This is a genomic window from Hyphomicrobiales bacterium, assembly GCA_002869065.1.
Classification (GTDB): domain Bacteria; phylum Pseudomonadota; class Alphaproteobacteria; order Rhizobiales; family Rhodobiaceae; genus Rhodobium.
In genome coordinates this window covers 319,403-332,282 of sequence record PKTR01000006.1, presented here as the reverse complement: position 1 = coordinate 332,282, position 12,880 = coordinate 319,403, and the positions used below count along the sequence as shown (strand labels likewise).

The 12,880-nt window shown below is 63.9% G+C and carries 11 protein-coding genes; 7 read left to right on the top strand and 4 right to left on the bottom strand.

Annotation, left to right across the window (positions count from 1 at the left end):
- Window positions 1-359 precede the first annotated feature (359 nt).
- Window positions 360-995 (bottom strand): pyridoxamine 5'-phosphate oxidase, encoded by a 636-nt coding sequence (gene pdxH, locus C0606_16665; protein ID PLX36323.1) that lies wholly within the window; start codon window positions 993-995, stop codon window positions 360-362.
- Window positions 996-1,208: 213 nt separating this feature from the next.
- On the opposite strand from pdxH, the gene C0606_16660 reads away from it, so the two are divergent.
- Entirely contained in the window at window positions 1,209-2,189 is a 981-nt protein-coding gene (locus C0606_16660; GenBank protein ID PLX36395.1) for a molecular chaperone DnaJ, read from the top strand.
- A 28-nt stretch (window positions 2,190-2,217) separates the two neighbouring features.
- Here C0606_16660 and C0606_16655 read toward each other — a convergent pair whose 3' ends face one another.
- The 3 genes from C0606_16655 to C0606_16645 are packed head-to-tail and all read right to left on the bottom strand — an operon-like array spanning window position 2,218 to window position 5,685.
- On the bottom strand, window positions 2,218-3,078 hold the full coding sequence (locus C0606_16655; protein ID PLX36322.1) for a short chain dehydrogenase: 861 nt from the start codon (window positions 3,076-3,078) through the stop codon (window positions 2,218-2,220).
- 17 nt (window positions 3,079-3,095) lie between these two features.
- The gene (locus C0606_16650) at window positions 3,096-3,848 is read right to left on the bottom strand and encodes an enoyl-CoA hydratase (protein ID PLX36321.1); all 753 of its coding nucleotides are present in this window, start codon (window positions 3,846-3,848) and stop codon (window positions 3,096-3,098) included.
- A gap of 49 nt (window positions 3,849-3,897) precedes the next feature.
- Window positions 3,898-5,685: an acyl-CoA dehydrogenase gene (locus C0606_16645; protein ID PLX36320.1), complete on the bottom strand. Its 1,788-nt coding sequence runs from the start codon at window positions 5,683-5,685 to the stop codon at window positions 3,898-3,900.
- A gap of 188 nt (window positions 5,686-5,873) precedes the next feature.
- On the opposite strand from C0606_16645, the gene C0606_16640 reads away from it, so the two are divergent.
- The 6 genes from C0606_16640 to C0606_16615 all read left to right on the top strand — a co-directional run bounded on the left by C0606_16640 (window position 5,874) and on the right by C0606_16615 (window position 12,798).
- Complete coding sequence (locus C0606_16640; GenBank protein ID PLX36319.1) at window positions 5,874-6,866, top strand: threonylcarbamoyl-AMP synthase; 993 nt, start codon at window positions 5,874-5,876, stop codon at window positions 6,864-6,866.
- A gap of 126 nt (window positions 6,867-6,992) precedes the next feature.
- Window positions 6,993-7,922 (top strand): acetoin utilization protein, encoded by a 930-nt coding sequence (locus tag C0606_16635; protein ID PLX36318.1) that lies wholly within the window; start codon window positions 6,993-6,995, stop codon window positions 7,920-7,922.
- Window positions 7,923-7,965: 43 nt separating this feature from the next.
- Entirely contained in the window at window positions 7,966-8,229 is a 264-nt protein-coding gene (locus C0606_16630; protein ID PLX36317.1) for an exodeoxyribonuclease VII small subunit, read from the top strand.
- 245 nt (window positions 8,230-8,474) lie between these two features.
- On the top strand, window positions 8,475-10,394 hold the full coding sequence (locus C0606_16625) for a 1-deoxy-D-xylulose-5-phosphate synthase (protein PLX36316.1): 1,920 nt from the start codon (window positions 8,475-8,477) through the stop codon (window positions 10,392-10,394).
- A gap of 87 nt (window positions 10,395-10,481) precedes the next feature.
- Window positions 10,482-11,396: a hypothetical protein gene (locus C0606_16620; GenBank protein ID PLX36315.1), complete on the top strand. Its 915-nt coding sequence runs from the start codon at window positions 10,482-10,484 to the stop codon at window positions 11,394-11,396.
- Window positions 11,397-11,772: 376 nt separating this feature from the next.
- Window positions 11,773-12,798, top strand: a complete 1,026-nt coding sequence (locus C0606_16615) for a hypothetical protein (protein PLX36314.1) — start codon at window positions 11,773-11,775, stop codon at window positions 12,796-12,798.
- Window positions 12,799-12,880: the final 82 nt, after the last annotated feature.

Genomic DNA, 12,880 nt, shown 5'->3' with positions numbered 1-12,880 from the left:
ATGCTGAAGAAATGTGCTCGCAAAGTTCGACGACGTGTATCGCCAGTATTGTTACAGGACGGGATCAATGACCACGCAAGCCCAGGCCAAACCGCAACCGGCACCGGCTTCACGCAAGACCGACGCGGACATGGATCGGCTGTTCAAGCCGGTTGGTATCGCAGCGGTGACTGCCGCCGCAATCTGTTGCGGCAAGATGGGCAAGACCTCTTCCGGCTCCGGCCGCTGAGCGCCCTTCCGGGCCTGAAACGTGCGGCCCGGTCGACCAAATCCCACTCCCGCGCATCCTTGAGGATACGGCGCTGCCTGTGTGCTGCGCCATTTGTTAAACGCGGGACCTGTCATCCAACGGTGACGGATCAGGGATAGAGTCGGGTCTTTTCCCAGCCGCCCTCGGCGCCGCGGGTAAAGACCACCCGGTCGTGCAGCCTGAACGGACGATCGTGCCAGAACTCGATCGCTGTCGGCGTCAGGCGAAAGCCCGACCAGTGCGGCGGGCGCGGAATGTCGCCAATCGCATATTTCGCGGCGAATTTGGCGACTTCCTTTTCCAAAGCGAAGCGACTCTCGAGCCGCCGCGACTGCTTCGACGCCCAGGCGCCGATACGGCTCTGCCGGGCGCGCGACCCGTAGTAGGCGTCGGCCTCCTCGTCGGCGACGACACTGACCGGACCACGCACCCGGATTTGCCGACGCAGCGACTTCCAGTGAAAGCACAGCGCGGCCTTGCCGCTTGCCAGAAGTTCACGCCCCTTGGCGCTTTCGAAGTTGGTATAAAAAACGAAACCGCCCTCATCGACACCCTTCAGGAGCACCATACGGACATTCGGCATGCCGTCCTCGTCGACGGTCGCGAGCGCCATCGCGTTCGGGTCGCTCGGTTCGTGCTCGCCGGCATCTGCCATCCATTCCTGGAACAGACGGAACGGTTCGCTGGCCGCGGTGAAGTCACCGGCGGGCGCGGTGATATCGTAGGGCTTGGAGAAGTCGGACATCGATGCGATCCCGGTTGGTGGGCGGATGGGTGAGTTCTATGGGGAATCTGCCGCAAACGCCATAGAGGCCGGAAGCACGCTTGGAGCGCTCGAAAAACAGCAATGAATTACGCCGGTTACATATGATCTGGCATTCAAACGCGGATACCCCCATATAGATTGCAACACATCATGCCGCTTGCGGCATCTTCGATTTATGGGATGAACCAAACGATGCGTGACCCTTATCAGGTTCTCGGGGTGGCGAAGTCCGCATCCGAAGCAGACATCAAAAAGGCGTTCCGTCGGCTGGCGAAAGAATTCCACCCGGATCGCAACAAGGACGATGCACAGGCCAAGGAAAAGTTCTCCGAGGTGAACTCGGCTTACGAAATCCTTGGCGACAAGGACAAGCGTGCCCAGTTCGACCGCGGCGAGATCGACGCCGAGGGCAAGCCGCGTTTCCAGGGCTTCGAAGGCTTCGGGCCAGGCGGCGGCTTTGCGCATGAGGGCTTCGGCGGCCGGCGCTCGGCACGCGGCTTCCGTCAGTCGGCGGAAGACATGTCCGATGTCGGCATGGACGACATCCTCTCGCAGATCCTCGGCGGCTTTGGCCGCGACACCGGATCGCGCGGTGGGTTCGGCCGCCAGCAGGCGCATGCCGCGCCGCCGCGCGGCGAAGACGTTCAGGTGACGGCGTCGATGACGCTCGAGGACATCGCTGCGGGCGCCAAGGCGCGCGTCAGCCTGCCGAACGGCAAGACGCTCAATGTCTCGGTGCCGAAGGGCGTCGAGAATGGCCAGCAGATCCGCCTGAAGGGCCAGGGCTCGCCCTCGCCGATGGGTGGCAAGCCAGGCGACGCGATGGTGACCATCAGCTTCGCGCCGCACAAGCTGTTCAAGGCCGAAGGCCACGATCTGCGCCTCGACCTGCCGATCGGCCTCGACGAGGCCGTGCTCGGTGGCAAGGTGCGCGTGCCGACGCTGGAAGGCGCCGTCGATCTGACGCTGCCGGCGAACACCAATGGCGGACGCACCATGCGGCTGCGCGGCAAGGGTCTGCCGAAAGCGGGCGATACGCGCGGCGATCTGTTCGTGCAGGTGCGGATCGTTCTGCCCGAAGGTGGCGACGCGGAGCTTGAAGAACTGATGAAGCGCTGGCGCGATGAAAAGCGCGTCACGCCGCGCGGCGCCGAGTTCGACGCCGCGTCGTAAGGCTCAGCCGCGATAGCGATAGGCTGGCTTATTTCACCGGATCGAGCGAGGCGATGAACGGCGTGTCGTCGGGCACGAAGAAGTCCATCTGCAGGCCGACGCTCGGGTCGACGCGGTAGCGCTCGAAATCGCTAACGCCGTTTTCTGCGAGGAACACGTCGTCGATCAGGAAGTTGCCGGAGAATTCGCGCGCGTTCTTCTTGAAGATCATCATCGCGGCGTCGGAGAGAATGTCCGGCGTGCGCGATGCCCGCATCATCGCATCGCCGCCGAGCAGATTGGCGACGGCGGCGGTGGCGATGGTGGTGCGCGGCCACAGCGCGTTGACGGCAATGCCGCGACGGCGCAACTCGCCCGAAAGACCCAGCACACACAAGCTCATGCCGAATTTCGCCATGGTGTAGGCGAGATGCGGCGCGAACCATTTCTGCGCCATGTCGAGCGGCGGCGACAGCATCAGGATGTGCGGATTCTCTGCCTTCTCCAGATAGGGTACGGCGAATTTCGACACCATGAAGGTACCGCGCGCGTTGATCTGGTGCATCAGGTCGAACCGCTTCATCTCGGTCGCCTGGCTGTCGGTCAACTGGATGGCGCTGGCATTGTTGACGACGATGTCGATACCGCCAAACTTCTCCGCCGTGGCCTCAAGCGCCGAGCACACCGCGGCCTCGTCGCGGATATCGCAAACGAGCGGCAGCGCCTTGCCGCCGGCCGCTTCGATCTCTTCAGCAGCCGTGTAGATGGTGCCTTCAAGCTTCGGATGCGGTTCGGCGGTCTTTGCCGCAATGGCGATATTCGCGCCCTCGGCAGCGGCCGCCTTGGCGATTGCCAGGCCGATCCCGCGCGAGGCGCCGGTGATGAAAAGCGTCTTGTTTTCGAGACTCATTGTCGGCTCCGCTGCCGTCAGCCTTTGCGGCCATTGAGGAAAAGGTGGAAGGCGGTGCGCGCTTCGTCGGACAAAAGGCGTTCACGGAAGAGATCGGCCTCCTCGTCGATGCGCGCGATCAGTTCGTCCGGGTCGCCGCGCAGCAGCCGACGAGCGGCAAGCAGCGCCTCGGGCGGCTTGCCGGCAAGGTCGGTGGCGACGCCCTCGGCCTGCATTTCCACCTCGTCTTCCGGCAGCACCGCGTTGACGAGGCCGGCCATGTGCGCCTGTTCGGCGTCGAAGGTGGCACCCAGACACAGAAGCTCGAAGGCGCGCGGCATGCCGAGGAGGCGCGGCGCGAGCAGGCTCGACGCCGCTTCCGGCACCAGCCCGAGATCGAGGAACGGGGTGCGGAAAACCGAGCGCGGGCTGGCATAGACCAGATCGCAATGCATCAGCATCGTCGTACCGACGCCGATGGCGAGCCCGTCGACGGCGGCGATCATCGGCTTGTTGACGGTGGCGAGCGCTTTCAGAAAGCGAATGACGCTGTCGCCGAGCGCGCCGCGTTCGGCAAAACCAACGAAATCGCGAATGTCGTTGCCCGCGGTAAATGCTCCGGGCGAGCCGGCAAACAGGTGGACGTGCACCTCGTCATCGGCATCGCCTTCGCACAGCCCTTCGGCAAGCGCATCGTACATCTCGCCGGTGATGGCGTTCTTCTTTTCCGGCCGGGAGAAGCGCAAGGTCTGCACGCCGCCCACGCGGGTGATGGTGATGTGTTCGCTCATCGCGCCCTCCCCCGGCGACCTTCGGCCGTTTCGCTCTTGCCGCCCTCGGTCAATTGGACAGCAACGCCGCGTCGGCTGCAAGCACACTCTGGCTGCTGTCCTTCACGGCGCGGGCGAGACCGGCGGTTTCCCCGACCAGCGTTTCGGCAAAGAAACGGGCGACATGGATGCGCGCGGTTTCGGCCGCCGACCCTGACGCCGCACGGGCGGACGCCAGCGCGCCCTTCGCCAGATAGGCACCGCCCGATGCCAGACCGAAAATGCGCAGATAGGGTGTCGCCCCGGCCAGCGCATCGCCGATGCGGCCTTCTCCAAGGGCGGTCAGCATCCATTCGGTGGTATCGGTGAGATTGTCGAAAGCGTCCGACAGGCGCTCGCCGATGATGCCGAAATCGGAGTGGTTGGTCGCCTTGACCTCGTCGACGATGGCGCGGAGTTCGGCGATATAGGCGCGCACCGCCTCGCCGCCCGACTGCGGCAGCTTGCGATTGACCAGGTCGATCGCCTGAATGCCGTTGGTGCCCTCATAGATCGCGGCGATGCGGGCGTCGCGCAGATATTGCGCCGCGCCGGTTTCCTCGACGTAGCCCATGCCGCCATGGACCATGACGCCGAGCGCGGAGACCTCGAAGCCGATATCGGTCGAGAATGCCTTGGCGATCGGCGTGATAAGATTGGCGCGTTCCTGCCAGTATTTCTTGTCGTCGCCGTCGGTCGCTTCGGCCATGTCGGTGGCATGCGCGCAGGCATAGCAGATCGCCCGCGCGGCGCGGGTGAACGACTTCATGATCAGGAGATTGCGGCGCACGTCCGGGTGATCGACGATGGCGCTCATGCCCGGCTCGGTCGCGCCGAGGGCGCGGCCCTGGCGGCGCTCCTCGGCGAAGGTCAACGCCTTCTGGAAGGCACCTTCGGCGAGTGCCACGCCCTGGATGCCGACGGCAAGGCGGGCGTTGTTCATCATCGTGAACATGCAGGCAAGGCCGCGGTTTTCCTCACCGACGAGCCAGCCGATGGCGCCGCCATTGTCACCATAGATCATGGTGCAGGTGGGCGAGGAATGAATGCCGAGCTTGTGTTCGACGCTGGCGCAGACGGCGTCGTTACGCGCACCGATGGAGCCATCCTCGTTGACGAGGAATTTCGGCACCAGGAAGAGCGAGATGCCGCGGGTGCCGGCCGGCGCATCGGGCAGGCGCGCCAGCACCAGATGGATGATGTTGTCGGTGAGGTCGTGCTCACCGTAGGAGATGAAGATCTTCTGGCCGAAGATGCGGTAGGTGCCGTCGCCGGCGCGTTCGGCGCGGGCGCGCAGCGCGTTCAGATCGGAACCCGCCTGCGGCTCGGTCAGGTTCATCGTCGCCATCCACTCGCCGGAGACGAGCTTGGCGAGATAGATGTCTTTCAGTTCGTCGCTCGCATGCGCGTCGATCGCCTCGATGGCGCCGCTGGTCAGCGTCGGGCCGAGCGCGAAAGCCATACTGGCGGAATTCCACATCTCCAGCGTCGCCATGGCAAGCGTCTGCGGCAGGCCCTGTCCGCCGTAGTCGACCGGCCCTGCCACCGACGCCCAGCCAGCCTCGGCCCAAGCATCATAAACCCGGCTCCAGCCCTCCGGCATGGTTACCTTGCCGTCGGCGAATTTGGCGCCGACCGTGTCGCCGACCCGGTTCAGCGGCGCGATTTCCTCGCCCGCGAACTTGCCCGCTTCCTCGATGATGGCGTCGACCAGATCGTCGCTCAGATCGCCAAACCGGTCCTTCTGGAGCTCTTCGGAAAGGCCGACAATCTGTTTCAGCGTGAAGGAAATATCCGCGACCGGCGCGTTGTAGCTCATTGCGTCCTCCTGACCACGCCGGCATTTACACGGCGGGATTATGTTCGCCCGCCCCGCGCGGCGCTTGACCTCACAACAAGAAGCGAAGACAACCGGCGAACTCGGACAGCCCGTTTTTTCGCCACTGTAAAGCGGCGCCGGGGCGCGTCAATGCTTCCCTAACGGCAGAAGTGAACAGGCACGCTTTCATGCAGATCTGGAAGATCGACCCGACTGACAGCGACCTTGCCTCCGCGCCGGAATTCGCCGACGCGATAGAGCACCTGCGCGCCGGTCGGCTCGTCGCCATTCCGACAGAAACGGTCTACGGGCTTGCCGCCGACGCAACCAACGGCGCCGCGGTCGCGGCAATCTATGCGGCCAAGGAGCGGCCCCGCTTCAATCCGCTAATCTGCCATGTCGACAGCCTCGCGACGGCGGAAACGCACGGTCATTTCTCGGACGCTGCACGCGCGCTTGCCAACACATTCTGGCCCGGGCCGCTGACAATGGTGCTGCCGCGCCGCGCGACCTCGCCGGTTGCTGATCTCGCAACGGCCGGCCTCGACACGATTGCGCTTAGAGTCCCCGCCTCCCCGATCGTGCACGCGCTCAGCCGCGCGCTCGGTGCACCGTTGGCCGCGCCAAGCGCCAACCGGTCCGGCCGGATCAGCGCGACCAGCGCCGAGGCGGCCGTCGCCGAACTGGGAGAGCGGATCGCCATGGTGATCGACGCCGGCCCCTGCCCGGTCGGCGTCGAATCGACCATCGTCGCCGTCAATGACGAAATGCCGCGTCTGCTGCGCCCGGGTGGAATCGCGCGGGCTGAAATCGAGGCCGTGCTCGGCAAACCGCTCGCAGGGATCGCAGCGACCGACGACGAACGCCCCACCGCGCCCGGCATGCTGTCATCGCACTACGCACCGAATGCAAGCGTGCGGCTCGGCGCGACCGAGGTCGAGGGAGACGAAGCCCTGCTCGCCTTCGGTCCCGCGCCGGTAAAAGGTGCGGAAAGCTGCGTCGCAGTCATCAATCTGAGCCCGGCGAGCGATCTCTCGGAAGCCGCGCAGGGCCTTTTTTCGGCGTTGCGAACGCTCGACGAAAGCGGCGCCAGGGGAATTGCGGTCATGGCGATCCCCGACACCGGTCTCGGCGAAGCGATCAACGACCGGCTGCGCCGGGCAGCCGCGCCGCGCCCTTGACGACGTTGCGGAATTTCCAACGCATCGCAATGCAGGAAACGGCTCCTGCACCGAATGCAGGCGTTGACAATGAAGGTGCCGCCATCGTCTGATCAGAGTTCAACACTCAGGTCTCAGGAATCATCCTTGGCTACCCTGCTCGTATCCCATCCTGCGTTTTACGGTCACGTCACGCCGCTCGGTCATCCGGAACGCCCGGACCGACTGCGCGCGGTCGATCGTATCCTCGAACACGAACGCTTCCAGTCTCTGCAGCGCGAATCCGCGCCGCGTTCCGCGGTCGAGTCGCTGCTGCTTGCCCACCCGGAAGCGCATGTGCAGGCCGTCGCCGAAGCGGTGCCGGAAGAAGAAGGGCTGGTGCGGCTTGATGACGACACCACGGTGTCGCAGGGAAGTTGGGATGCGGCGCTGCGCGGTGTCGGCGCGGCGACGATTGCCGTCGACGAAGTGATGACCGGCATCGTCCGCAACGCGTTTTGCGCGATCCGCCCGCCCGGTCACCACGCCGAGCACAATAAGGCGATGGGCTTCTGCCTGTTCAACAACGCGGCCATCGCGGCGCGTCATGCCCAGAAGGTACATGGCGCCGAACGCGTGGCGATCATGGATTTCGACGTGCACCACGGCAACGGCACCCATGACATCTTCTGGGAAGACAAGACCGTGATGTATGCCTCGACGCACCAGATGCCGCTTTATCCCGGCACGGGCGCGGCCAACGAAACGGGCGCCGGCACCATCGTCAACGCACCGCTCGATCCGGGCGCCGGCGGGGCGGAGTTCCGCGAGGCGATGGATATCGCGATCCTGCCGCGCATCGAGGAGTTCTCGCCGGATCTGATCATCATCTCGGCCGGCTTCGACGGCCATGCCCGCGACCCGCTCGGCCACCTCAACCTGGTCGAGGCCGATTTCGCCTGGGCAACGCGCAAGCTGATGGAGATCGCCGACAGGAAATGCGGCTCGCGGGTCGTTTCCGTGCTCGAAGGCGGTTATGATCTCGAAGGGCTGGCGCGGTCCGTTGCCGCACATGTCATGACGCTCATGGCGCCGTAGCGGCGACGCGGGCGAGATTAGCCAAAACACTCTGGAGGGACCGTTGGCAGACGAAACCAGCAAGGCCGGCGCCGACATCGCCAAAATGAGCTTCGAACAGGCGCTCAAGGAGCTTGAAGGAATCGTCGACAAGCTGGAGCGCGGCGACGTCCCGCTCGAAGAGTCGCTGGCGATCTATGAGCGCGGCGAGAAACTCAAGGATCACTGCGACCGTTTGCTGAAAACGGCCGAGGCCAAGGTCGAGAAGATCCGCGCCAGCGCCGACGGCACCGCGACGGGCAGCGAGCCGCTCGACGTCGACGGCTGACGCCGGCACCACCTATTGCCGCAGGACAACACCGGCTCCGTCCGACAGTGCTAAGTGAGGCACGATGCGAAAGGTGCCGGCCGCGCCGGCGGGTCCTTCCGCGATAGTGTGAGGCGGTTGCCGAGGATTTCATTTCCCGGCTTTGTGATCGAAGAACCGCGCTGCCTCGCTTCCGCCCGTTTGCGCGCTATGTTCTTCGTGGTGTAGAGAAGCCCATACCCCTTCGCTGTACAGGTCTTCCTTTTGTGACGACGTCCTCGAAAACACCCCTGCTCGATACGGTTCATTCCGTCGACGACCTGCGCCGGCTCGAGGTGGAGCAGTTGCCCCAGCTCGCCGAGGAGGTACGTCAGGAAACCATCGACGCGGTGTCGGTCACTGGCGGTCACCTGGGTGCCGGGCTCGGCGTCGTCGAGTTGTCGGTCGCGTTGCACTATGTCTTCGACACACCGGCGGACAAGCTGATCTGGGATGTCGGCCATCAATGCTATCCGCACAAGATCCTCACCGGGCGGCGCGAGCGCATTCGCACGCTGCGCCAGGGCGGCGGTCTTTCTGGCTTCACCAAGCGCGCCGAGTCGGAATTCGACCCGTTCGGCGCCGGTCATTCATCGACGTCGATCTCGGCCGGCCTCGGAATGGCGGTCGCGCGTGACATGGACAAGCGCGACAATGACGTGATCTGCGTCATCGGCGACGGCGCGATGTCGGCGGGCATGGCCTATGAGGCGATGAACAATGCCGGCGCGATGCAGTCGCGGCTGATAGTCATCCTCAACGACAACGATATGTCGATTGCGCCGCCGGTCGGGGCGATGAGCGCCTATCTCGCGCGGCTCGTCTCCAGCCGCACCTTCCTGCAGCTTCGCGACATCGGCAAGCAGCTTGCCCGCCGTCTGCCGAAGTTCCTGCACAAGCAGGCGATGCGGGCGGAGGAATACGCGCGCGGGTTCGCCATGGGCGGCACGCTGTTCGAGGAGCTCGGCTTCTACTATGTCGGCCCGATCGACGGCCACAACCTCGATCACCTGCTACCGATCCTCACCAATGTGCGCGATGCCAAGGAAGGCCCGGTGCTGATCCATGTGGTCACGCAAAAGGGCAAGGGCTACGCGCCGGCCGAGGACTCGGTCGACAAGTATCACGGCGTCGGCAAGTTCGATGTCGTCACCGGCACGCTGGTGAAAGCCAAATCCAACGCACCGCAATACACCAAGGTGTTCGCCAACAGCCTGGTCGCGGAAGCGCGCAAGGACGACAAGGTCGTCGCCATAACCGCTGCGATGCCGGGCGGCACCGGACTTGACGTTTTCGAGGAAGCGTTCCCCGAGCGCACCTTTGACGTCGGCATTGCCGAACAGCACGCCGTTACCTTTGCCGCCGGCCTTGCGGCGGAAGGTTTCAAGCCATTCACAGCGATCTACTCGACCTTCCTGCAGCGCGCCTACGACCAGATCGTGCACGACGTCGCGATCCAGAACCTGCCGGTGCGCTTTGCCATCGACCGGGCCGGATTCGTCGGCGCCGATGGCGCGACACATGCGGGTTCCTTCGATGTCGCCTATCTCGGCTGTCTGCCGAACATGGTGGTGATGGCGGCGGCCGACGAAGCCGAGCTGGTGCATATGGTGGCGACGGCGGCGGCCTATGACGATGGTCCGATTGCCTTCCGCTACCCTCGTGGCGAAGGCCAGGGCGTGGAAATGCCCGAAGCCGGTGTGCCGCTCGAAATCGGCAAGGGCCGTGTTGTACGGGACGGGTCGACCATCGCGCTGCTTTCCTTCGGCACGCGTCTTGGCGAATGTCTGAAGGCCGCGGAAGAGCTGGAAGCCGCCGGCCTTTCGACGACGGTCGCCGATGCGCGCTTCGCCAAACCGCTCGACACCGAGCTGGTGTCGCGCCTTGCCCGCGACCACGAGGTCGTCATCACGGTCGAGGAAGGCTCGATCGGCGGCTTCGGCAGCTATGTCATGCAGCATCTCGCCGAAGAGGGTCTGCTCGACAGGGGCGTGAAGATCCGCTCCATGGTGATGCCGGACCAGTTCGTCGATCACGACAAGCCGGAACTGCTTTATGCAGCTGCCGGCCTCGACGCGCGCGCCATCGTCGACAAGGTGTTTGAGACTCTCGGGCGGTCGGCGGCAAGCGGCGGCGCGCTGGCCTGATCGCACCCCCCCCCTGCCGTTCCCGAGACTTGTGAAGCGCTGGAGTGTCGCGGCGCTGTTGCCTTGCCTCGCTTGTCCGCAATCCCCATGTTTGCAGGAAGCACCTTTGTCCGGCCTTTCACGGGATCGGAACGGATGAAGATGTTTGACTTGGGGCGACGTCGAACCGTGGAGGAACGCATGACACCGAACCTATCACTGTCCGAACGACACCAGAGGGGGGCGCGCAAGATGGCGCCTGTTGCCGTCGCCGAGCGGCGGACATCCCTTGATCTTCCAGCCCGTCTGTTCGGCGCATTGGTCGTCGGGGCCGCGCTTTTGACCGGCGCCACCTCGCCTTCCCCGGCGCAGGAGGCCGAACCGAGCGGGCAGTATTACATCGCCGAAACACAGACCGAGATGGTGCAGCGTCGGCTGACCGCGCTTGGCTACGAGCTCGGCGAGATCGACGGTGTCTTCGGCAAGAAGACCGCGCAGGCAATCAGCGATTTTCTGACCGAGCGGGGCAAAGAGCCCTCCGGCGAAGTCACGGACGCCTTTCTGGAAGAACTCGCGGCGGCCGAAACCGAGTGGTTCGATCCGTCGACCGCAGAAGACACGCCGCGCGAACTGATCGCCAATATCTACATCCAGCCCGATCCGGATTTCGGCGTGTGGTCACGCGAGCGGCGCGACGCCTTCTTCACACCGCGCATGATCAAGCTCATCGAAGGGGCTGAAGCCGGCTACAAGAAAAAGCACGCCCTCGACGAACTCGACTTCAATCCGATCGTCCCCGGCCAGGACTACAAGCTGGAGAACCTGGAGATTTCGGATGGAGCGACCTCGAAGGAGCGCGCCACGGTGACCGTGACGTTCACCAACGCGCTGATCACCGAGGGCGAGAAGACCTTCAAGCTGGACTATGAACTCGTCCCAGCGAGCGGCACCTGGCTGATCGACGATATCGTCACCAATGGCGACTCGCTGGCTGCGGCGCTGACCGCGCTCGGCGCCTCCTGAGGGCGAATCCCGGCTGATCGGACCCGGCGGCGAGGCCTTGCCGCCGGCGTTGTTTCGTTTGCCCGACACCCGGCCATAAGGGCCTAAGAAGCGCACCTCGTGCGCATTATGCCGGATGAATCCCCTTGACATGAAGGTGGATCAAAAAAATTTACCGACCCACCGGTCAATTTATATATCTCTGTTATTCTTCATATTTTTTGCCGTTTTCGGATCTACTCGCCTGACTTTTTGGAGATCGTATTACGAAATTTCATTTGCCAACCTACATTTCGTAACATATCGTCCCTTCACCAACGGATATGCGGCGAGTTGACGCAGAGAGGCCCGCGAATGGTCTCCACCGCACCGGACAGTCCCAAGGAGAGAATTGACCATGGCACATCACGACAAGCTGGCCGACAAAATGGAATTCCCGCCGGAGATCGAGCAGCCGAACGTGTTTCCGCTGAGCTGGGTTTCCAAGACCGAGAAGATGGAAGAAATCTGGGACGCCGCGCAGCGCGAAAACTGGGATCCCAAGAAGCTTCCCTGGGACACGTTCGATGCGGACCGCTATTCGTGGGAAGAGCGTGAGGCCATCGCCTACTGGTGGACCATTCTCTCGGTGTTTGACGCCTCCGCCCCGCCGGTCTTCGCGGAAGCGCTGATCAAGTGCTACGAAGTGCACGAGGAAGATCCCGTCCGGCGCTGCTTCTTCTCCGTCACCCGCGACGAGCAGAACCACGAGCAGATGTGCGGCCTGGCCATCACCAAGCTGCTCGCCCATGACGATCCGATGACCTACGAGCCGAAGACCGATCTCGGCCGGCGCCTGCAGCGCAATGCCAAGTGGCTCTATTACAATGGCAGCCGCTACTGGAACGGCTACAAGAAGGCGGTGCCGAAATACTCGCTCGCAGTCCTGTTCTCCTCGTTCCTGATGGGCGAAATCGCGGCGGCGACGATCTTCCACCAGATGGCAGCCGCGGCCAGCGAGCCGGTCTTCCAGGAAGCATTCAAGAACATCGGCCGTGACGAAGGCCGCCACATGGCGATCTGCATGTCGCTGATGGAGCGCGACTATCCGAACCTGACGGACGAAGAAAAGCCGATCATCACCAAGCAGATCCGCGCCGGCTACCTGTTCCTGTCGGCCGTGCTGTTCGAGCCGCCGACCGAGTTCTGGGACGTTCCGTCCGACTTCATCTCCACGCAGCGCGAGGCCGAGGAAGTTGCGCGCGGCGCCGGCTTCGGTATTCCGACTTACGAGCAGAAGAAGGAAAACTGGAAGAAGGCGATGCTCAATCTCAAGGCCGTCCTCGACAAGTACGACACGGAATTCCCGGCGATCCCGGAAGTGGGCATCAGTGGCCGCGAAATCCTCGAGGTCGACATGGACGAGATCATCCCGGTCTTCTGATCGAGCCGAAACGGAGACAGGCCGGACGCCCTCGCGGTGTCCGGCAATGCGAGACGAGCGAACGCGCCGACCCGGCGCGTTT

Coding starts and splice junctions, on each gene's coding strand:
- pdxH (PLX36323.1), bottom strand. CDS start 995: ATGTCCGACTTCTCCAAGCCCTACGATATCACCGCGCCCGCCGGTGAC.
- C0606_16660 (PLX36395.1), top strand. CDS start 1,209: ATGCGTGACCCTTATCAGGTTCTCGGGGTGGCGAAGTCCGCATCCGAA.
- C0606_16655 (PLX36322.1), bottom strand. CDS start 3,078: ATGAGTCTCGAAAACAAGACGCTTTTCATCACCGGCGCCTCGCGCGGG.
- C0606_16650 (PLX36321.1), bottom strand. CDS start 3,848: ATGAGCGAACACATCACCATCACCCGCGTGGGCGGCGTGCAGACCTTG.
- C0606_16645 (PLX36320.1), bottom strand. CDS start 5,685: ATGAGCTACAACGCGCCGGTCGCGGATATTTCCTTCACGCTGAAACAG.
- C0606_16640 (PLX36319.1), top strand. CDS start 5,874: ATGCAGATCTGGAAGATCGACCCGACTGACAGCGACCTTGCCTCCGCG.
- C0606_16620 (PLX36315.1), top strand. CDS start 10,482: ATGTTTGCAGGAAGCACCTTTGTCCGGCCTTTCACGGGATCGGAACGG.
- C0606_16615 (PLX36314.1), top strand. CDS start 11,773: ATGGCACATCACGACAAGCTGGCCGACAAAATGGAATTCCCGCCGGAG.